The sequence below is a fragment of the Nocardia sp. BMG51109 genome, from assembly GCF_000526215.1.
Classification (GTDB): Bacteria; Actinomycetota; Actinomycetes; order Mycobacteriales; family Mycobacteriaceae; genus Nocardia.
In genome coordinates this window covers 989,863-1,012,614 of record NZ_JAFQ01000004.1, presented here as the reverse complement: position 1 = coordinate 1,012,614, position 22,752 = coordinate 989,863, and the positions used below count along the sequence as shown (strand labels likewise).

General features: G+C 71.5%; 1 protein-coding gene (only partly in view). It reads left to right on the top strand.

Going from position 1 to position 22,752, the window contains the following annotated elements; translation table 11 throughout:
- Window positions 1–22,752 carry the 3' portion of a hypothetical protein gene (locus D892_RS0106010; RefSeq protein WP_024800378.1) on the top strand. The gene continues 5,148 nt to the left of window position 1, outside the view, so 22,752 of the gene's 27,900 nt are visible here — the last part of the coding sequence; its start codon lies beyond the left edge, outside the window; it ends in the stop codon at window positions 22,750–22,752.

Sequence of the window (22,752 nt, the reverse complement as noted above, 5' to 3'; positions counted from 1 at the left end):
TTCACCAGCGTTCCGGGTGAGGCCGGCTACTTCTCGGCACGGAACCGGCTCGTGCTGGACGTCGGCGGCACCGACGTGCAGTGGGTCGCGGCGCTGGCGCACGGCGCCGTCCACGCGGACTTCGCGGCACAGCGTGAAACCCGTTCCGGCGCAGACGATCTGCTGCGCACCGCCCCCGACGCATACCGCAATCTCCGATTGCGCGAGGAGACCCAGGCGCATGCGCTGGAGATCCTGGTCAGGCAGGAGCTGGGGCTGGAGCTGCCGTCGTATCCGGGTGTCGCCGAATATCTCGCGGAGGTCGCCCGCGCTCGCGAGGACGGCGCGAGCCTCGCGGACCAGCTGTCCGATCCAGCTGCGGTGGACGCATTGCGGCCGTCCGTGGATCTCCTCGCGCCGGACGGGGAAACCTATTCGGACCGGTTCGTCCAGGAGTGGCACGACGCGAACCGAGGCCCGGAGTCGAGGTTGGTGCGGGAATTGCGTCGCGACCTGCGGGCCGCCGAGCCCCCGGCGGGCGACGATCCGACGCCCGGGCGACGGCCTGCCGATGCCGAGGGCGCGGACCCGTCGGTGGGGCGGCAGCCGCGGGACGAGGTCGGCGACGCGGCCGACCGGGACCGTCCGGAGGACGGGGGCACCGATCGCCCCGAGCGGCGGGTTCGCGACTACGGGCGGGATCCCGACCGTCCCGAGGACGGGTCGGCCCGTCGCGAGGACGGCGCCGGGGACCGTGCCCACGAAGCGCGGGACCGGGATCGGGCCGACGAGAGAGCCGATGACGGTGCGCGCGATCGTGATCGGGCGGAGGACAGCAGTCGTCGGAGGGATCCGGACGACGATGCGCCGGATCGCGATCGGCCCGAGGACGGTGGTCGCGATCGTTCGGATGAGAATGCCCGTGATCGGGATCGTTCGGACGACAACGACTACCGGCACGGTCTACCGGAGACCCGCGGCCAGTGCGGTGTGCGGTCGCTGCGGGCGCTGATAGACCGCTTCGGGGACAGGTGGATTCGCATGCCCGATCGGGACGTCGGTCCCGAGGGGATGACGGACAACGAGCTGATGGCGGCTGCCGGTGGCAAGTTGCGGTCGTTCGACGACCACCATGCGGTGGCGGAGCGGCTGACGAAAATGGGTAAGGGTGCGACGGCGCTGGTGGTGGACGCCTACCGTGGCCCCACCGATCGATACGGCGTCGGCGCCCATGCCTATCTCGTGGTCAACGAGGGCGGGGGCCGACTGGTCGCCAAGGATTTCGCGCAGCGAACCGAATACCCGTTTCCGTCGATCTGGCGGCCGCGAACCGAGGCGTCGACCCGAGCCATCCTGTTCCATGGTGACGGCCCGCGGCGCGGCCGGCCGGTCGATCGGTTGCCGATGTCTCTGCGCGACCGGGTGCGCAACCTGACCTGGCCGCGGAACCTGCATATCGACCGGATGCGCGACGAACTGTCACAGCTTCCGAGCGAACCGGGTGTGCCGAGAATCGGTCTGACCCATGCGGATTCCCTGGACCGGATTCGAGGCCTGTTGCAGCAGACCGAGACCGGGCAGAGAGTTCTTCGGCTGGTGGACAGTGACCAGGTGCGGATCACCTTCCGGGACGAGCTCAGCGACGACTTGGGCCAGTACGACGTGGACGACCGCGAGATACAGATCTTCGTTGCGGGCCACCCGTTGCTGGAGCAGGTTCTGACCATGGCCCACGAGTCCGTGCACGCCCGGCTTCACCTCGAGGGGCGTACGGCGAGCATTCCCGACCGGATCGCCTCGATGTCGCGGGACGAGTTCATCGACGCCATGGTGCGCGAAGAGGCCGAGAGCTTCGTGACCGAGATCCGGCTCGCGGAGGAGCTGCGGGGGCTCGGCTACGACATCCACGTCTCGCCGATCGAGCTCGAGCAGGTGTACCACACCGTCCGAGAGGATGCGCGACGCGCGTTCGAACAGGACTCGACGCTGACGGAATCGCAGCTGCGCGACCTGATCGACGAGGAAGCGGCCGGGGCCGTCCGCAGAGCGCTGCGCGACACCGAGCTGAGCGGCACCACCTATCCCGAGCATTACGGTCGGGTCTGGGATGAGGAGCGCTCCGGCCGATCGCAACACGACTATCGGCGCCCGGAGGATCCCCGGCGGGCCGAGCGGTTGCGGTTGGTGGGGCAGAAGCAGCAGCTGCAGCTGGTTCGACTGCAGGACAAGGTCGCCGAGATCGCCGAGCTGGCGGATCGGCTCGGTATCGACCGGCTGCAGAGCCTCGATCGTCTCCCGGACTCGTCGGCGCGGCTGGACGAGATCCGCGACCGGCTCGCCGATCCGTCCACGACCGCGGAGGACGCCGCGGACCTCCGGCGCGAACGGCACGATCTGCAGACACTGATCGACCGGCAGATCGAATACCACAACGCCGCAGCCGATTACGACCTCGTCCGGGAGGCGGCCGATCATTTCGCCGTCAACACCCTGCTGGGCGAGCTGAAGGGACAGAACCCGCATTCCGAGGTGGTGGGCGGCGGTCGCGCGCTGTGGCTGCCCGGGCCTCCGGCTCGCCTGGTGATACCCGCGGCGGTCGGCGACCACGCCGCCGTGCTGGCGCGCAGCGACATTCGCGCGATCCTGGCGTCGGGCGGCGTGGACCGTGTGCAACTGCTGGAGGTGCAGACCGACATCTTCGGCCGGTACACGGCCGTGCAGATCGAGGAGTCGGCTCCCCCGCGCGACCCGCGCGAACCGATGCTGTCGCTGCACGTGGCCGACGGCGAGAACCGCCGGCGACTGGACGACGCGTGGGAGATGCTGTCGGAGTCGGGATTCGGACTGTGGGCCGACGCCCTGCTGTACGACCGGGGCGTGACGGTCGCCTTCACCAGCGATCCGGGCGAGGCCGGATACTTCCCGGCGCGCAACCGGATCGTGCTGGACGTCGGGGCCACCGATGGGGAATGGATCGCGTCGCTGGCGCATCACGCGATCCACGCCGAGCTCGCGGCGCAGCGCGAAACCCGTTCCGGTGCCGACGATCTGCTACACGGCCCGGACAAGGACGAATACGTCGCCCGCATGGTCGACGAGGAGGTCCGGGCACATGCGCTGGAGATCCTTGCCATCGAAGACCTGCGGCGGTCGCCGATGCTTTCCGGCCGGGTCGAACTGCCGACGTACCCGGGTACCGAGGAGTATCTCGGTGCTGCCGAGCGGATCCGCGAGGAGGGGCTGACCCTCTCCGATTACCTGGCGAACCGAGTGGGGCTGGACGCGCTGCGCCCGATCGTGGAAAGCCTTGCGCCGCAGGGCGAAACCTATGCCGCCCGGTACGGCCGTGAGTGGGACGACGTGCACTACGGTCCCGCTCCCGGACGCGGCGGCCTCATATCCGACAACCTCGGCTCCGACGACCTCGGGCCCGCCGATCCCGGCCGCGACGACGCGGGTGACGACCCGCGGACCGATCCCGGCACCCCTGTCGCGGCCGATTCGACGCCCGCGGGACCGCCGCGCATTCATACCGACGGCATGGACGCGGAGGTCGTGCGGCAGGTGCGGGACGCGGTGAACGATGTGGTGGATCGGCATCGGGCGCTGCGACTTCCGGATGTGCGAGTCGGTGACGCGGACGGCCGCCCGGTGCGGGTGGAGTGGGATCCGGTGGGTCGGCGGATTGCGTCGATCGTGGTGGATTCGCGGTTCGCGGGTGATCCGGATGCGGTGGCCGCGTTTGTGCGCGAACAGATCTCGGTGGGTGAGGTGCCGGGGCGGTATGCCGATTCCCCGATCTATCGGATGCTGCTGCACGAGATCGGCTCGGCGCTCGACGAGGCCGGACTGCGCAGTTCGGGGATGTCCGCCTACGACCGGCTGATGACCCATTTCCTCGAGAACCACTTCGAGGGCGACCTCGACGCCGAACCGGATCCCGAGTCCGGTTACGACCCGGGCGAGGAATCCCTCGAGGCTTTCGACCGGTGGCTCGCCGAGCACGGCATAGACTCCGACCACTTGCTGGAGGACCCGTCCCGGGCGCTCGCGGCCGCCTTCGCCGACGCGGTTGCCGACGGCGACAACGCCTCCGAACCGGCCCGCTTCCTGCACGATCTGCTGACCGCGCATGCCGCCGATCCGTGGGCGCAGATGTCGTCGGGCGATATCGCCCACGTATTGCGCGAAACCTACGGTGTCGACGTCCGGGGCTTCATGGATCCCGGCGTGCGGCTGGACGTGGTGCGCGAGTACGCGCGCGCCGTAGAGATGCTGTGGAACCGTTTCCCCGGGATGGGGCCCGCGCGGATCCAGATCGACGATCTGCCGCTCGGGCATCTGGGGCGCACCGAGGGCCTGCCGGAATCCGGCGGGCGGGCTCGGCCGCTGTGGATGACCTTCAGCAGGGACGCCGCGGTCCACCCGAAAATTCTCGACGCGACCGTGCGGCAGTACATCGACGAGGGCCAGGTGCGCGGCTGGTTCGCCGACCGGCCCGTGCTGTACGCGATGGTGCACGAGTTCGGCCACGTCCTGGATATGCGAGGTTCGCTGTCCTCGCGGTTCGATGCCGGTGTGGAGTTGCTGCGGCACTTCCTGGACAACCACCACACCGGTGATCGCACGCTCGACGACGCCACGCTCGACGCCTTCGACGACTGGCTGCACGATCAGCTCAGCGGGTACAGCTTCGACCGCGCGGGAAATCTGAATCCGTCGGAGGCCCTCGCCGAGTCGTTCGCGGAGGTGACGATCCGCGGCGACGATGCGTCCGAGGCCGCAAAGGTGTTGCACCGCCTGGTCATCGACGCCCTGCCGGCGGACGGCCGGCCGCAGGCGGGCGATGTCCTGCCGGGTGCGCGCCGACAGATCGACAACATGGGCATCGGGCCGGAGGACGGCATCCCATCGGCGGATCGTTCCCCCGAGTCCGACTCGGCGCCGACCGACGGATCCGACGTCGAGCCCGGCCCTCGGACGCCGGAATCCGATTCGCCGCCGGCCGGTGTGCCGCGCGTCGACACGGAGGGCATGGACCCGGCGGTGGCGCGGCAGGTCCGAGATGCCGTGGGCGACGTGGTGGATCGGCATCGGCAGCTGCGGTTGCCGGATGTGCGAGTCGGTGACGCGGACGGCCGCCCGGTGCGGGTGGAGTGGGATCCGGTGGGTCGGCGGATTGCGTCGATCGTGGTGGATTCGCGGTTCGCGGGTGATCCGGATGCGGTGGCCGCGTTTGTGCGCGAACAGATCTCGGTGGGTGAGGTGCCGGGGCGGTATGCCGATTCCCCGATGTACCGGATGCTGCTGCACGAGATCGGCGCGGCACTGAACGAGAGCGGGTTGCGCACGGCGGGCTGGTTCGCCGACGAACATCTGCTGGAACACTTCATGGCCGAACACGGTGGCCTGACCGACCCCGACGGCGCCGACGCGACCGACCTGGACCACGAGTACGCGCGGTGGCTCTCCGAGAGCGGACTGTCCGTCGAGCGGCTGTTCGGCGAGCCGGATCAGGTTCTGCCCGTTGCCTTCAGCGACGCGATCGCCGGCGGCGCCGACGCCCCCGACGCCGTGCGCGCGCTGCACGACCTGCTGGCCGGCCATGCGGCCGATCCGTGGTCGCGACTGAGTCCCACCGAGATCGACCAACTGCTGTTCGAGCGATACGGCGTGCACACCGAGGGTTTCAGCACCTTCGACGGTGCCGATCCGGAATCCCTGCGGGAGATCGCCCGCGCCGTCGAGTCGCTCTGGTCCCAGTTCCCGGGCTTCGGGCCGATCGAGCTTCGGCTGGTGGACTTCGGAGACTCGAAGATGCTCGGCCGGATGATCTTCGGCCAGGGGGAGTACGGACCGGCCCGGCCGCGGGCGATCGAGTTCAACGCCCGGGCGGCCGCCGATTCGAGCCGGCTGGATTCCCTGGTGGATCAGATGATCATGGACAAGGCCGGAACCCTGCCGCCCTGGTTCGTCGCGCGGCCCGCCTTCTACACGATGCTGCACGAGTTCGGTCATGTGATCGCCGCCCGGGGCGGAGGCTGGGCCGAGGCGATGGCGGGCCCGGAACTGCTGGACCACTACCTGCGCCGGCACGCTCCGGAGGGTGCGACGCTGGACGACGCGACCCTGGACGCGTTCCATGCCTGGCTGCGAAAGCAGTTGCCCGGCAACTGCTTCGACAAGGCGGGCAATATCGAACCGGCCGAGCTGGTCGCCGATGCCTTCACCGATGTGATGGCACGCGGGCCACGCGCGTCGGAGGCCGCCCGGGTGGTATACCGCTCGCTGATGGAGCACGCCGAGTCGTTCGCCGGCGGGGAGGAGGTCGCCGCCCGGCCACGGATCGACGAGCGCACCAACCGGTCGGACGGCGACACCGAGACGCACGGCGTCATGCACCTCGGCGAGAAACCGGAATCCGGGACCCCGGAGCCGGACGGTGAGCCGAATCCCGCCACCGACCCGATGTCCCTGCGCGAGATGGTCTTCGACATCGGTGGCGAGGAAGTCCGCGTGACCTTCGCGCCGGACGGGGAGGGAGGCTGGCGCGTTGCCGGCGCACCCGAGTCCGACACACGGCCGGCGACGGTACCCGACGAGTCCACCCCCGACGAGGGCTCCGACAACCGGTCCCTGCTGCGCCGTTTGTGGGATCGGCTGCGCGCCCCGGTCGTCGCGAAACCGCCGGGGTATCCGAGCGGTAGCGGCATGGCGGGAGAGTTCCAGACCAATCTCTCCACCGATCTGACCGGGGCGACCGACCCGAACGCCAAGGGCAAGGCCGACCCGCTCACCGTGATCGCCGAGATCATCACGCTGTGGCAGAACCGGGAGGCGATCGTCGCCACCCTCACCGGGCAGGTCCGCACCACCGATCCGGCGCCGGCACACACCCGGGACGGGCAGGAGTACGACTACTGGAATCGGGAGGTCGATCCCGAGGAACTCCAGCGCTGGCACGACGAGCTGCGCAGCTTGGGGCTCGACCACCTGATCGAGGAGTCCGCTCCCCGGCACCGGGCACCCGAACAGCCCGATCCCGCCCTCCCGCAGGCCCCGGCACACGACTTGCCGTCCGGCGCGGATGATGTCACCCCGCACGGTGATGACGCTGCGGCACTGCGGGATTGGGCGAACGAAGTCGCCGAGGCTCGCGCCGAACGCAACGAGTCACTGGACCGCTTGCGGGAACTCGCGGCCGAGCTGAATCTGCCGGTTCCGGACGGCAGCCCGGAGTCGGCGGATCGCGCAGTCGCCCAGGCGGAATACCGCATGCTGCGCCGGGCCGGTGCGATTCAGGGACTGTTGGACGCCACGCGGCGCTTCAACGCCGCGGACGCGGTCATTCCCTACGCCGACGATCTGAACATGATGGGGGAGAACCCGGTCGCGCGGCTGCTACGCGAGATGGTGGCGGACTACGGCGGCGATACCGCGCTGCTGGAGTGGAGCGGGGTCAACAACAAGGGCGAGCCGGTCCCGCACCGATGGACCGACATCCTCGACGACCAGTTGCGCCTGACCAACGGTGACCTTCGGTCGTATTTCGAGGAGTCGTTGCGCCGCGAGCAGATTCGCGAGGAGCAGGCCACCTGGGAGGATCTCGTCGGCGAGGATGTCGACAGTCTGTCGCCGGGTGATCTCGCCGAAACGTTCCGTGCCTTGCGCGACGGTATTGCCGCCGACCTGGCCGACGTGACGCGGCTGCGCGATGCCGCCGACGAATTCGGCACGGCCGACTCCACTTTCCGGGACCGCTGGGACACGCTGGCGGCGGTGGCCGCCGATACCGTCATCGATCGCGGGCTCGGCGCCCTGCTGGAGCCCGGCGTGGGGCTCGTCGACGGCCGGCCGATGCGCCTGGTGATCTTCGATGCGAACCTGAATCACGATCAGGTGCTGGCGCGGGTGCTGCGTGAGAACCCGGACCTGGGCGCCGCGCTCGACCGCGGTGAGCTGGTGGCCGATTACCGGGTGGCCTGGGCGGAGGACGACGGGACGGTACGTGCCGGCAGGATCGAGTCGCCGCAGGCGCGGTTCTTCGACAGCACGATAGACGGCCGGACGGTCCGGATGACTGTGCTGCGCCACGGCGACGAGCCCTGGCGTCCGGTGGTGGAGGACGAACCCACTACGCCACAGGATGATTCGAGTGCGGTGCCGCGAACCAGGGACGAGATCGACCAGCGGATCGCCGATCTCGCCGGAGAACTCGGCATCGACGGCGTCGGACCGCGCGATGTGATCTCGGCGCACGGCGTGGCCGAGGAGCGGCTGGCGAATGCGGTGCGGGCGGCGCAGATCGAGGCCCTGGCCGACTATGCCCACACCATCAACGACGTCGACTCGTTCAACGACATCGATGCGGCCCGTGGCCAATTGGCGCGGCGGATGGGGGTGCAATCGGCCGATCTGACCGCGCAGCACGTGGCCGACGTGCTCGGCGGCCGCGGACTGGGGCGCACCGCCCGGCGTCTGGGGACGGCCGCGCTGGTCGATTACGCACAGCACGTACGCGACGTCGACCCGGACGCCGTCGACGCCGCCCGGGACACCCTGGCGCGGGCGCTGGGACTGGAGCCCGAGCGGCTGGTGCCGATGCATTACGACGAGGACCTCAACTACCTGCCCGACGAGGGCGCGATCCATTCCAAGCGGCTGGCGAAGGCGATCGGCCGCGCGGTCCGCGGCGATCCGGAGTCGGCGGCGCGGGCCGTGGCGGAGTTCGTCGAGACCCTGCTGCGGCTCGATCCGACCGACGGGGTGTGGCACGGCCGGACCAGTGGCGACCCGCGGGTGCTGGACGGCGACTATCCGGTGCACGACCCGGCCGCGCCGGCACACCTGCGGGCGCTGATCGCGGACGCCGCGGACATCATCCGCCAACTCGACGGGAACCAGCGGCTGGAACTGCTGCATGTCCAGGGCGTGAACCGGGACTGGGCGCGGATCATCGGTGTCGACGTCAGCGACCTGCTCGGGCAGGACCAGCTCGATCCGGAGCAGGCCAAGCGGTTCCGCGAGGTGTTCGAGGCGTTCCGGGACGGACGCATCGACGAGGAGGAGCGGATCTCCGGTGCCGAACTGGATCAGGTGCACGGGGAACTGCGCGACGAGGTACGCCGGCGGGCCGACGCCCTGAAGGAACTCGCCGAACTGGTGCGCCGCCGCGACGAACTGGCGGCACAGGAACTGGCTCAGCATCGGCGCGGCAAGGTCGATGATCTGGTGACGCAGTTCCGGGAGCAGACCCGCCGTGCCGACGAGCTGTATGGACTCATCACTGCGGCCGAGGACGCCGAGGCCGGTTACGGGCTGGCCGAGGAACGCGACGCCGCCCTGGCCCGGGCCGCGGAGTTGCGTGACGAGATCGTCCAGGCGGCCACGTTGCAGGCGGTCGGGGATCTGGGCGTGCAGCGAGTGGTCGGTGCCGATGATGCGGGGCTGCTGCCCGGCCCGCCGCGCCGGGCCGTCGTGTTGGTGCAGGGGAGGTATGCCGATTCGGCCGAGGCGCTGGACCGCGCGATTCGGGTCTCGCCGGAGCTGCGGGAGGCCGCGGGGGCGTTGCGCGACAACGTGACCGTGCTGCGGGTATCGCTGGACGAGGACGGCCGCCCGGTGCTGGAACGCACCGACCCGCCCGATTCGCCCCGGTTGGATCCGCCGGACCCGGAGGCCGAGGCCTCGCCGGAAGACGATGCCGTCCAGGCCGTCCAGCGGCGGCGCGACGAGCTGCTGGCCCTCACCGACCGCTATGCCGACCTGCGGGCGCGCTGGCTGGCGGCCGAGGAACTGCTCAACGGTGGTGATCCCGACGGCAGCGACCTCGACGGCAGCGACCTCGACGGCAGCGACCTCGACGGTCTGGAGCAGGCCGAACAGGCGGCGGACGACCTGCGCTACCTGCCGGTGCAGGCAGGTGACCTGCGCGACGAGATCGCGGCGGCGGTGGCTCGGGATCGCTTGGCGGCGTACGGAACTCGGCTCTGGCCGGGCGAGGGGTTGGCCGGCGTGGCCCCCGGCGAGCCGCCGCGCCTGGTCGTCGTGCCGCGGCGCGGCGTCGACCCGGCCCAGTCCGTCGCCGATGCCGTGGCGGCCCACCCGATCGACCACGCGCGCAGCGGGGTGCGCCCGGAGGACGCACTCATCCTGCGAGTCGACGTGGACGTCGAGGGCCGGGTGACGATCCACGAATCCGAATTGTCCACCCCGCTGGCCGAACCCACTCGGTCCCCGGCACCCCGGCCGGCCGCCGAACGTCCGTCCGGCGCGACGCCCGACGAGCCCGTACCGGATGGGTCTCGCCCGGAGAAGCCCGACTCCCCACAGGCGCCGAAACAGAAGCCGGACGATCCGGAGGATCCGGGTGCCGCCGCGTCCCCGCCGAAGTCACCGTCGGATGACGACAGCGATGGTGGGCAGCAGGTTCGGGAGGCCCCGCAGGAGGCGTCCGGACAGGAGGCTGCTTCGACCCCCGATGCGCCGCAGGCGCCGGGTGAGGGCGCACCGCCGCCCGAGCAGCCCGCTCGGGCGGGGGCGGGCGAGCCCGGACGGTGGGAGCCGGTCGGTACCCCGGAACCGGTGGACGAGGCGCGACTGACATCCGACACGCTGGCGCTGCGTGACGAGTTCGTCGGTGCGGCAAGGGAGTTCGGCGAACTGGCCACGCGAGTCCGGGACGCGGCGGTCGAGCTGGGTATCGATCCGACCGGACTGACCGATCGCCAGTTGCACGATCGAGTACTCGGTGTGATGCAGGATGCGACGGGCCGTATCGCGGAACTCGATGCCCGGGACGGGGTCACGGGGGATCAGATCGAACCGTGGTTCGCCGAGCGGCGGGCGGCCGAGGCGGAGGTGGGCCAGGCGTCGCGGTTGCTGCGGCAATCGGCCGAACTGGGGCGTGCCGGGGAGCGGATGGGCGAGCTGCGGCAGCAGGTCGCCGACGCGGTCCTGGACAACCTCGTGGCCGAGCTGGGTGGCGCCCCGGTGCCCGGCGGCGTGGCCGTGCTGCCGCGCGAGATCGGACAGGTTCTCGTCGCGGCGGACCCGGTACCCGTGGGTCTGCTCGACAGCATCGACGAAATCCTGGCGAACCAGGGCGTGGATGCGCGGTTCCGGCAGATTCGGTTGACCGACGAGGGGCGGATCGACCTGATCGATCTGCGCTCGCCCGGCAGTCCGTCCGCCGAACCGGGCCCGAAGGTCCCACCCGATCGGAGCGGCGACGGCGGACAGCGCGAGAGCGGATCCGGCCGCCGCGCACCGGGCAGCAGGCCCGGGGAACAGGGCGACGGCGGGCGCCCCGGGCGTCGGCCGGAGCAGGACCAGCAGGACCAGCAGGACCAGCAGGACCAGCAGGACCAGCAGGACCAGCAGGACCAGCAGGACCAGCAGGACCAGCAGGACCAGCAGGACCAGCAGGACCAGCAGGACCAGCAGGACCAGCAGGACCAGCAGGACCAGCAGGACCAGCAGGACCAGCAGGACCAGCAGGACCAGCAGGACCAGCAGGACCAGCAGGACCAGCAGGACCAGCAGGACCAGCAGGACCAGCAGGACCAGCAGGACGGCCACGAGGGCGAGCGCGTCCGGGCTCGGCGGGAGGCCATGGAGCGGCTCGAGAGGGCCGTGGCGTTGCGGGACGAGGCGGTCGCCCGGTGCAGGACACTCGCGCGCCGGTTGGATGTGTCCTCCGAGAACGATTGGGCCGCACTACAACCCGGCGACAATCTGGACCGCACGGTCGAGGCGCTGCTCGCGCAACCGGTCGACTTCTTCGATCTGCCGCAGCATGTCCGTTGGATTCGGGAGATGGAGAACCTGGCCCACCAGGTCGATCGGGCGGATACCGAGATCGCCCGTATGCGTGCCGAACTCGACGAACTCGGTGGCGCCGAGACCCGGGCGGAGGAGTTCGATCGGCTGATGCGCCGCCGCGAGGTGGTGGTCCGCAATCACGCGTTCTGGGCCCTCAAGCTTGCCGACCGCGCCAGGGATCTGGGCATCCACGATCTGTCCCTGGACAATCTGGCCAACCGGGTGCTGTCGCTGTACGACGAGGCGCACACCGCGGTGCAGCGGCGGCCCGGGAATATCGATCAGCCCGGCAGGACGACGCGCGTGCCGCAGTCCGGACCCGAGATGCGCCGGAAGATGGGCGACCTGGAGAGGCTCGAGAAGGCCATCGACAAGTTCAGCGGCTACGACAGCGAACTGCGACTGCTGGAGCAGCGGCTCAACGCACTCCTGCCCGACGACGCTGCCGCGAGCGCCCGCGCCGGGCGGGTCCGGGCGGAACTGGACCGTCTCGCCCGGCAGCGTGCCGAGATCTATCACGACGGCCGGTCGGTCCGGCGGCAGTTGCGAGATCTGGCGCGGCAGTTGGGCATCGATATCTACAACCTCGACACGGACGACGGTCTGGCCCAGGAAATCGCCGGTTATCAGCAGCGTTGCGCCGACGAGGGCAGGCTGCCCGACACGCTGACGCTCGACGAGCTGCGCGAAGCGGCCGACCAGGTGTACGAGATCGACGAGGAACTGGGCCGGTTGCAGGACGAGATGGCCCGCGTGTCCGGGCGGTGGGGTGCGATGCTGCGCGAGGAAGGCGCGCACGTGGTGTCCGACCGGGTCGGCATCGTGTACGGCGACCCGGTGGCCGCCGGTGACGCCGCCCGCCCCAGGATCATCGTGCTCTCCTCGCGCACCGACCCCACCGATCCGCGGGCCGACCATGACGCCGCGCTGGCACGCGCCATCGAGAGCAACGCGGCTGTCGCGCAGATGATGATGCGGAACCCGATCATCGATTACCGGCAGGTCGTCGCCGACTTCGACGGCCACTGGCACCAGTACGACATGCCCGGCCCGCCGACCCGGAGCATGGAGGTGCCCGACATCGGCAACCGGCCCGGCATGCGGTTCGTGGAATGGCGTGACGCACAGGGGAATTGGCGTGCCGTCAACCCGGACCGGCCGAGCTGGCGCGGCAACCGCAGCGACAACACCCCGGACATCTGGGAGGAGCCCGATCCGGCCTGGTGGGGCGGTCTGGGCGACGTCATCAACGATCTGGCCACACCGTTCGTGGAGGTGCCCGAGGGGCAGATCCCCGAGAACCTGCTGCCGATGAACATGATGGGCGTGCCGGCGGAGTACATGCATGCGGGCATCCCGGAGGAGGATCTGTTCACCCTCCACCTCGGCGGCGACGTCTACGCCATCCAACGCAATATTCGCACCCTGCTGATGGCGGTGGACCATCCGGCGGTGAAGCGGTGGATCCAGCGCAACACCTGGATCGCGGACTGGGTCGAGGCACACCCGCAGCTGTGGAAGCTCCCGCCGTTCGCGACCGTGTGGGACGGGTACGACTGGCGCAAGCCGCCGGAAACCGATGTCCAGATGATGATTCGGCCCTACGACCCGGCCGAGCACGTCCTCGCCCGGCTACAGGAGGACCTGCCCGAGCAGCTGCGCGAGCAGTGGGCGCGGGAGGTGGAGAACTGGCAGCGGGTGCAGGACTGGGCGGATCGCCGGTACATCGACTACCGGGCCGATCCCAACCTGGCGCAGGACCTCGTCGACGGACTGCGGCGCCATATCGACGACGAGGACCGTCAGGCCGAGGACCGCTCGTTGCGCGAGACGATGGCTCGACTGGTGCTGGCGGATATCCGGCACGAACTCATCGACAAGGACCCGGGCCTGAATCCCGCCGATCCGGCGTTCGGTCAGCATCTGAGGGTCCTGCAGGAACGGATCGACGCGCTCGCCGACCGGCGTGCCGACGATTTCGGCGACATGGGCCGGGACCAGGTGCGCGACTTGATCTTCGGCCTGCGGGAGATGCTGCTCACCAGCGATACCCCGGGCGAGTTCAACCAGGTCACCGACGAGCAGCTCCGCCGTGCCGAACGGGTGCTGGCGGATGCGCTCAGCGGTTTCCCCGAGCCGCCGAACTACAGCGTGCACGAGATGCAGCAGATCCTGGATCACGTGCTGACGAACGAGCACCTGGTCCGCGACTACGCCGATCCCGCCGGGCGGTTGATCCGCCGGCCGATGGATGCGGTCGCGCACGTGGCCGAGGCGTTCGATCGGATCCGGGCGGGCAAGCCCGAGAAGCAGGATCTGGTGATGCTGCAGGACTTCTGGACCGAATCCCAGTTCCTGCGCAAGCCGGCCAACCGCGGCAAGACCCTGCACGAGGCCAACGCGCACGCCGCCTCCCACGGCCTGCACTGGGACGCCGACCGGGCGCCGCTGACGGACTGGCGGGCCGACATTCCGTACGCGCCGCGGCCGTTGCCCGCGCCGGACGCCGATCTCCTCCCGGCCGACCGCTACCGGCGACAGCTCGACGACGCCCGGCAACGTTGGGGCGATGCGATGGAGCGGTTGGGTGAGCTCGCCGACCGCCTCCAGGTGGAGCCTATGCACGTGATGGGCTCGCGCCGGGTGGCCGACCAGTGGCTGAGCGAGCTGTCGCGCGGGCAGGTCGACGACGCCGGCCGGCGGCAGGTCGACGAGCTGGGCCGGGCGATGCACGCCTACCTCGACGCGGCGGCCGACGTCGAGCGCTCCAAGGCGGATCTCGAGCGGGCCCTCGACGGTCGCCCGGAGCCCGGGGACGATCCGGCCGAGGACATCCTCGCTCGGGAAGAGGATCAGGCACTCCGCCGGGAGGAACAGTCCGCCCTGGATGCGGACCGGGCCGACCGGGCCGCTCGGGAACTGGAGCGGGCCGAGCAGCAGGCGGCCCGCGCGGCCGACCAGGCGGCGCGGGAGGCCGAGGCGAAGGCGCGCCGGGCCGAGGAGATCGCGGGCCTTCTCGCTGCCCGCGACGAGCAGCTGCGCGCGGCCGAGCAGGCAGCCGATCGGCTGGCCGAGGGGCCGCAGCCGGAGGCGACCCCGGACGGTGGCATCGCGGATGCCTATGCCGCACATGAGGAATCGCAGGCCGCACTGCGCGCTGCGGCGGATCTGAACGAGCAGATTCTGCGTGCCGTGGGCGAGGATCAGCTGCTCGCACTGGGCGTGCGGCGTGACGACGCGATGCCCGACGCCGGCATCCTGGATGGCCCGCCGCGGACGGCGGTGGTCCTGGTGCGCGGCGAGAATGCCGATCCCGCAGCGGTATTGGACCGTGCGGCGGCGCGCGATCCCGAACTCGCCGAGGCGGCCGGTGCCTATCGCGACAACGTCACGGTGCTCCGGGTGACACTGGATTCCGACGGCCGGCCCGTCGTGGACCGCATCGATCCGCCCGATACGCCACGGCTGGATCCGCCCGGTGCCGATCGGCCGTCGGCGGACCGGCCCGCCGATCCCGAAGCGGAACCCGTTGCGGAACAACCGGACACCGTGGAGTCGCCCGCGCGGGCCAGGCGCGCCGAGCTGGACCGGCTGGCGGCCGAACACCGCGACCTGCTGCGGGAGGCCGACGACGCGCAGCGGCGGATGCGGGAGTTGGCGCGGATATCCGCGGCGGACCTGGCCGATCCGGAAGCACTGACACGCCTCCAGCAGGACGCCGCCGTGGCCGACGAGCAGCAGCGACACACCATGCTGGAGGCCGCCCGGGTGCGCGACCGGATCGCGGACCTGCTGACCGCCGACGCGCTGGCCGCCCTCGGGGCCCGGGAACTGCCCGGTACTCCGCGTGCCGGTGTCCTGCCGGGTGATCCGCCACGGCCGGCCGTCGTCGTGCGCGGGAGAACCGCGGATGCCACCGCGGCCATCGGCCGTGCTCTCGACGCCGCCCGCGCCGCCGACCCGGAAACACCCGTACGCGCCGAGGATGCGGTGGTCCTGCGGGTGGTGGTCGAGCCCGACGGCACCGCCACGGTCCGGCGGGAGGAGCCGCCGGAGGCGCCGCCACGGCCCGCGTCCACACCGGAGCCGGACCGGCCGGGCGGTGACACGGGAGCCCGGCAGACGCCGGATCCGGCACCGGACCACGCGGCGGGTGGCTCTCGGCGGGTGTACCTCGGCGGCGACGATATGGCACCGCCACCCGGCGACGACCCCGAGCACGGCCGCGGCACGCCGGACGACCGGCACGGGCCCGGTGACGACCGCGAACCGGTGCGGCCCCGGTTCGAACTCGGTGAGATGGATCCGGCCCTGGCCGAACAGGTGCACCGTGCCGTGGCGGACCTTTCGGCGCGGTTCCCCGATCTCGGGCCGGTTCGCGTGCGCCTCGACGACCTGCCCGGCGGGGAACCCGTCCGGGTGACCTGGGATCCCTTCGAGCGGCGAATCGCCGAGATCGTCGTCGACCGCGCCGCGGCGGCCGATCCGGCGGTCCTGGCCGGCCGGGTGGCCGAGCGGATCGCGAACGGTGAACTACCGCAACGCTATTCCGACGAACCCGGCTACCGCGCGGTGTTGCACGGCGTGGCCGAGGCGCTGCTGGGGGCCGGCCTGGGCCATGCCGAGCAGCTGGCTCGCAGCCGGCTCTTCGAGCACTACTACGAACACCGCCGCACCACCGATGCGGACGGCGTCTTCGATTTCGAGGCCCAGCCGCCGTCCCTCGAGGACGGGTTCCGGCGCTGGCTGGCCGACGGTGGTCTCCGCACCGATCGCATGGGCGCCGATCCGGTCCGGGTGCTGGCGCGAGCGTTCATCGACGCGCTGGCCGACGGCGACGCCGCGGGTGAGCCGGTGCGGATGCTGGGCGACCTGGTGGCCCGGCACGCGGTGGACCCGTGGGCCGGCATGTCGACCGACCAGGTGGTCCGTCGGCTGCACGACGTATACGGCGCCGACACCGTCGGATTCGACGACCCGTCGATACGCGCGGAGCAGGTCCGCGAGTACGCACGGGCGGTCCAGCGCATCACGGAATGGTTCCCCGGCGTGCGGATTCCGGAGCTGAGGTTCGAGATCCTGCCGTCGCCCGCGATGGGTGTCACGACGTTCGACGTCGACGGCGGCGGGCGTGCCGTCGCGGTGGACAACCTGGCGGTCGACCGCGGCCTGGGGGTCGATCCGCAGCCCGACGGCCGGCTGCGGCGCCTGATCCGGAACGAGTACGTGTACGACTGGTATGCCGACCGTCCGGTCCACTACACGGTCCTGCACGAGTTCGGGCATGTGCTGGACCTCCTGCACGGTGGCGGGCTGGCGCACGATCAGGCCGCGGTCGCATTGTTGGACCACTACCGGCGGGAGGTGCACACCGGGCCGTGGACGCTCGACGACAGCACCCTGGACGCGTTCGACGAATGGCTGCGTACCCAATTCCGGCGCTACTGCTTCGACCGCTACGACAACTTCTCGTCGCGGGAAGCCGTCGCCGAGGCGCTGGTGGACGTGATGATCCGCCGCGAGGGGGCGTCCGACGGGGCGAAGGTGTTGTTCTCGCTGCTGGAGCGGGGGCTGCGCGAAGGCCCGTCGGGCACCGGAGATTCCGGGATCGGCGGGAACGACAGCGCGCATCTCGGCATGGTGGAGGGTGAGTCACCGCAGCCGGACGGGCCCGACGAGCCCGGTGCCCGCGATCGCATCGTCGTCCGGGAGGTCACCTTCGGTATCGGCGACGAAGCGGTGCGCCTGCGCGTGGTCCCCGACGAGGACGGCGGCTGGCGGGTCGGCGACGTGATCGCCGACCCGGGCCCGGATGCGGAGCCGGCGCCCGACAACGCCGACGCGGACACCGGCCAGCCGGACCGAGACGACGCGCGACGTTCTCCGCTGCGGCGGCTCTGGGATCGGCTCCGCGGCGCTCCCGCACGGCCCGCGCCCGGACAGTTCGCCGGCAGTGGCTCGGCGAGCGAGCTCATGACCACCATCACGACCGATGTCGCGGGCGTCACCAACCCGAACGCCTCCGACTCCGTCGTCGACCCGCTGACCCTGGGCGAGATCGTCGCCGCGGTCTGGCAGCGGCACCGGGATCTCACTCCGATCTTCGATCCGCCCACCGCCGATGCGGGCGGTGCGCCCGATCGGCAGCGCGGCGACGCCGATGCCGGGCCGAAGCCCCCGAACGAGAACGCGATCGGCTCCGACCCGGCCGGCACCGCCGAGGCCCGGGAGGGGCTGGCCGAGGCTGTCGGAGATCGGGACTCGGCACTGCAGCGGGTCCGCGAGGCGGCCGATCCGCTGGGCATCGAGGTCCCCGACGATCACCGCGTCTCCGTGCGGCGGGTGGTGGAACGTGCCGAGTACCTGGTCGCCCGTCGGGCCGCGGCGATCGAGGCGCTGCTCGACGTGGCGCGCCGATTCCATGCCGTGGACACCGTGGCGCCCTACAGCGAGCACGCCGAGGGCGAGGACCTGATCGAGCGGATCGGCCGCGACCACGCGTACGCCGATCGCGGTGTGCCACCGCCGGATTGGATCGGGATCCCGGGTGTGCGCAAGAACGTTCCCGCGCAGTGGTGGTCGCTGTTCACCGAGGCGGGGGAGCTGGCGCACAACCCGCTGCGCCGTTCCTTCGAGGACACGGTGCACCGGGAGCTCATCTCCGAGGAACTGAGCGACCTCGCCGCCCTGCTGGCCCGGGCCGGCGAGGATCTGGATCCGGCGGCGCTGGCACCGACCATCGAGGGGCTGCGCGAAGACATGCTCGGCCGCCTGGTGGATCTGCGGCGCCTGCACGAGGCCGCGGCCGATTTCGACGCGGCCGACGGACGTTTCCAGGAGGAGTGGGCCGACCGTGCGCGCGCCGCCGCGCGCCACTGGGTGACCGTGGACCGGGGCGGCGCGATGTTCACCGAGAATGTCGGCCTGATCGACGGCGAGCCGATGCGACTCGTGGTGTTCGACCGCGATCTGGACCACGATCGGACCCTGGCCGAAACGCTGCGGGCCAATCCGGATTTCGGGGCCATGATCAACCGCGGCGAACTGGCCGTCGACTACCGGCTGGTCGCCTGGAACGGTACCGGCGAACTGCCGCAGGCGAATCCGGTGACCGCGCCGCGAGTTCGCTTCTTCGATGCCGTCGTCGACGGCCGGCCGATGCGGGCAACCCTCGTCGCCGATGGGTCGGGCCCGTGGCGGGTGGTGCCGGAACCGCAGCCGCAGCGCGAGCCCGCGCCGCTGTCCGGCGAAGAGCGGGATCGGCGCATCCAGGAGCTGGTCGAGGATCTGAACATCCCGGAACACGACCGCGCCGATCATCGGCTCGCCGGTGCCGTCGACGCGCAGCTGCTGGCCGATCGGCTGCGTGCCGCGCAGATCGATATGTACGTCGATGCGGCGTTCCACCACGAGGCCCGGCTCGCCTTCAACGACGTGGATTCGGCCCGCGGCCGGTTGGCCGCCCGGCTGGGTACGGTGCCCGGCGAGTTGACCGTCGACCATGTCGCGGACGGCGTGACCGATCCCGGGATGCGATCCAGGGGCCGGCGGCTGCCGGTCGCCGCGCTGCTGGACTATGCCGACCGGGTGCGGCGCGTCGATCCGTCCGCGGTGGACGCGGCCCGCGACCGCCTCGCGCGGGCGCTCGGCATCGCGCCCGAAGAGGTGTACCGGCTGACCGCGGACGGCTACGGCGGGTACGCCGTCACCGGCGCCACCGCACGGAGCTGGGATCTGGCCCGCACGCTGACCAGGCTGGTGTCTGCCGACCGGGAGCCGATCCGGGCGGCGCTGGCCGAATTCGCCGCAACCCTGATCGGACTCGATCCGACACAGCGGGCGTGGGACGGCGATCCGGGCGCCGATCCGCTGCGCCGGACCGGGGAGTACCCGATCCTCGATTCGTCCGCCCCCCGTGAGTTCGGGGAGATCGTCGGCGACGTCGCAGACTTCGTCCGCGGCCTGCACGCCGCCGATTCGACCGGCCGCGCCGGGCAGGAGTGGGCGAACCCGGATTTCGCGCGCCTCCGGGGAGTCGATCCGGACCGGCTGTTCGCCGAGGGCCGATTCTCGTCCGAGGATGCCGCGGAGGTCCGCCGCGTCTTCGAGGCGTTGCGGGACGGCAGGTTCGGGCTCGATGTTCGCCTGACCGCCGAACAACTGCTACGGGTGCGCCGGCGACTGCACGAGGAGGTCGACACCCGCGTCGCGGGCCTGCGCGAGCTGGCCGAACTGGTCGCCCAGCGCGAGGACTCGGCCGAGCGGGATGCAGTGGCGCAGCACCGTGATCGGGTCGAACAGCTGGTGCGGCAGCGGCGAGAACTGCTGGACCGCGCCGACGAACTGGACCGGCAGCTGCGGGACGCGACCGAGGCCGAGGAGGGATACGGACTCGCGGAGGCGCGGGACGCGGCGCTGGCCCGGTCCGCCGAGCTGGCCGACCGAATCGTGGACGCGGCCGTCACCGAAGTGCTGGTGGAACTGGGCGCGCACCGTGTGGTGGGGCTGCCCGACGTGGCGCTGCTGCCCGGCCCGCCGCGCCGGGTGGTGGTAGTCGTGCGCGGCGAGACCGCCGATCCGGCAGCGGTACTCGACCGCGCGGTGCGGGTGTCGCCGGAACTCGCGGAAGCGGCCGGTGCCCTGCGAGACAACGTGACCGTGCTGCGGGTCCGGATGGATACCGACGGTCTCCCCGTGGTGGTGCGCACGGATCCGCCGGACACCCCGGCACCGGTGGTGCCCGAGCCGGAACAGACCGGCGAGGACGGCACGGACCGGGCCCTCGACAACCAGGCCGTCCCGGAGGACCGGCGGGCCGAGCTGATGCGACTGCGGGACGAGCACGCCGAGGTGCTGGCACAGATCGAACAGGCCCGGCGGCGACTGGCCGAACTGGAGCGACTGTCCCCGGACGACCTGTCCGACCCGGATCGGGTGGCCGAGGCGATGGCCGACGCCGACCGGGCGCACGAGGCCGAACGTCACCTGGGCCTGGAGGCGGATCGGTTGCGCGGGCAGATCGCCGAGGCCGCCGCGGCCGATCGGATGGCGGCCCTGGGCGCCCGGATGTGGCCGGGCCCCGGCCTGGCCGGTGTGCTGCCCGGCGATCCGCCCCGGCTGACCGTCGTGCTGCGGCCGGGCCAGGATGCGGGAGACGCCCTCGCGAACGCGTTGCGGCGCAACCCGACCGAGCTGGTTCGCGACGGCGTGCGGCCCGAGGACGCCATGGTCCTGCGGGTGGCCGTGGACGCCGACGGCGAGGTGCGCATGTACCTCGAGGAGGCGCCGGAAGGTGTCGCGATGCCGGAACTCCCGCCGGGAACACGGGTGCTGCCCGACTCCGGAGACGAAGAACCCGGTGATGACGACCCCGGTGATGACGGACCGGGCGACGACGGGACCGGCGGAGACGACGGTGGCGGTGACGGACCGCCCACCGGAGGCAATGACGACGGCGCCCCGGACGGCGGTGAACCGCGCCGCCCGACCTATCTGTCCGGCGAGCGGTTGCGTTCGCACGTCCCGCGTCCGCTGCGCGAGCAGGACGAGGAATACGACCTGCCAGTGCATCAGTGGCGTCGACCCGATACCGATATCCCACCGGTCGAGTGGCCGGATCAGCCGCAGCGTCCCGGGCCCGACGTCCCCGGACCGTCGCGACCTGACGTCCCCGGCCCGACGCGTCCCGGCGAGCCCGATGGACACGGTCCGAACGAGCCGGGCGCGCCGTCCGAACCGCCGCGCGGACCGGTCGCTCCGCAGCCACCCGCGGACCAGCCGCCGACGCCACCGGTCCCACCCCGCCCGGAGCCGCCGACGCCACCGCAGCCCCCGGTTCCACCGGAAGTTCCGGCCCCGCCGCAGTTCCCGCAACCGCCGCAGTTCCCGGTTCCGCCGGAAGTTCCGCAGCCGCCGGAGTTGCCGCAGCCGCCGGGGTTCCCGGTTCCGCCGGGTGTGCCGCAGCCGCCGGAGTTTCCGGTTCCGCCGGAAGTTCCGCAGCCGCCGGGGTTCCCGGTTCCGCCGGGTGTGCCGCAGCCGCCGGAGTTTCCGGTTCCGCCGGAAGTTCCGCAGCCGCCGGGGTTCCCGGTTCCGCCGGGTGTGCCGCAGCCGCCGCAGTTCCCCGTTCCGCCGGAAGTTCCGACGCCACCTGTGCCGCCGCCGGGTTCGCAGCCGCCGTACCCGCAGCCTCCCGTGCCAGGAGAGTCGACCGGGCCGGGTTGGCCAGGAGGGGCACCGTCCGAACCTCCCGTTCCGGGAAGTCCCGCGCAGGTGCCGCCGGACAGTGGTGAATCGGTCCCGCCGAACGGCACCGGATCGGGTGCGCCCGGCGATCGGCAGCCGCCGTACCCGTATCCCTCCGTGCCGCAGCCCGGACACAACGTGCCGACACCGGACCCGCAAGCTCCGTACCCGGGCGCTCCCCACGGCGGTGCCCCGAACGGCCAGCCGCCGATGATGCCGCCACCGGCGATGCCGCCGCCTGCCGCCCGGCCCGATGGTCGTCCGCAGGAGCGACGCGACTATCCGCCGCCACCGCCGGCCGGAACCAGTGAGGTCGCCGTGCAGCCGCTCACCGGATGGGGTGAGGTCGCCACCTTCGACCCCGTGTCCGGCGTGCTGCGCAACGGTGCGGCGCCCGATGTGCAGCCGCAGGGCGTGTACGCCGGGTTCGGCGGGCGGATGGCCGTGTTCTTCCGCGGCCGCGACGGTCTCGCATTGCGGATCGCGAATGCGATGATCCCGCTGGAGGCGCCCGGAGTGGCCATCGCCTGGGAGCTGACGGCCCCCGGCGTCGCCCGCTTCCAGGTACTGAGCCCGCGCGGGCTGGAGCTGGACGTGGCGTACCCGGTCGTCGATCCCCGTGCCGACCTGGGCCGGACGATCCGGGACGTGCTGTCCGATCCCGCCCGCCGCGCCACCACCTTCCGCCCCGAACCCGGTCGGCGGTGA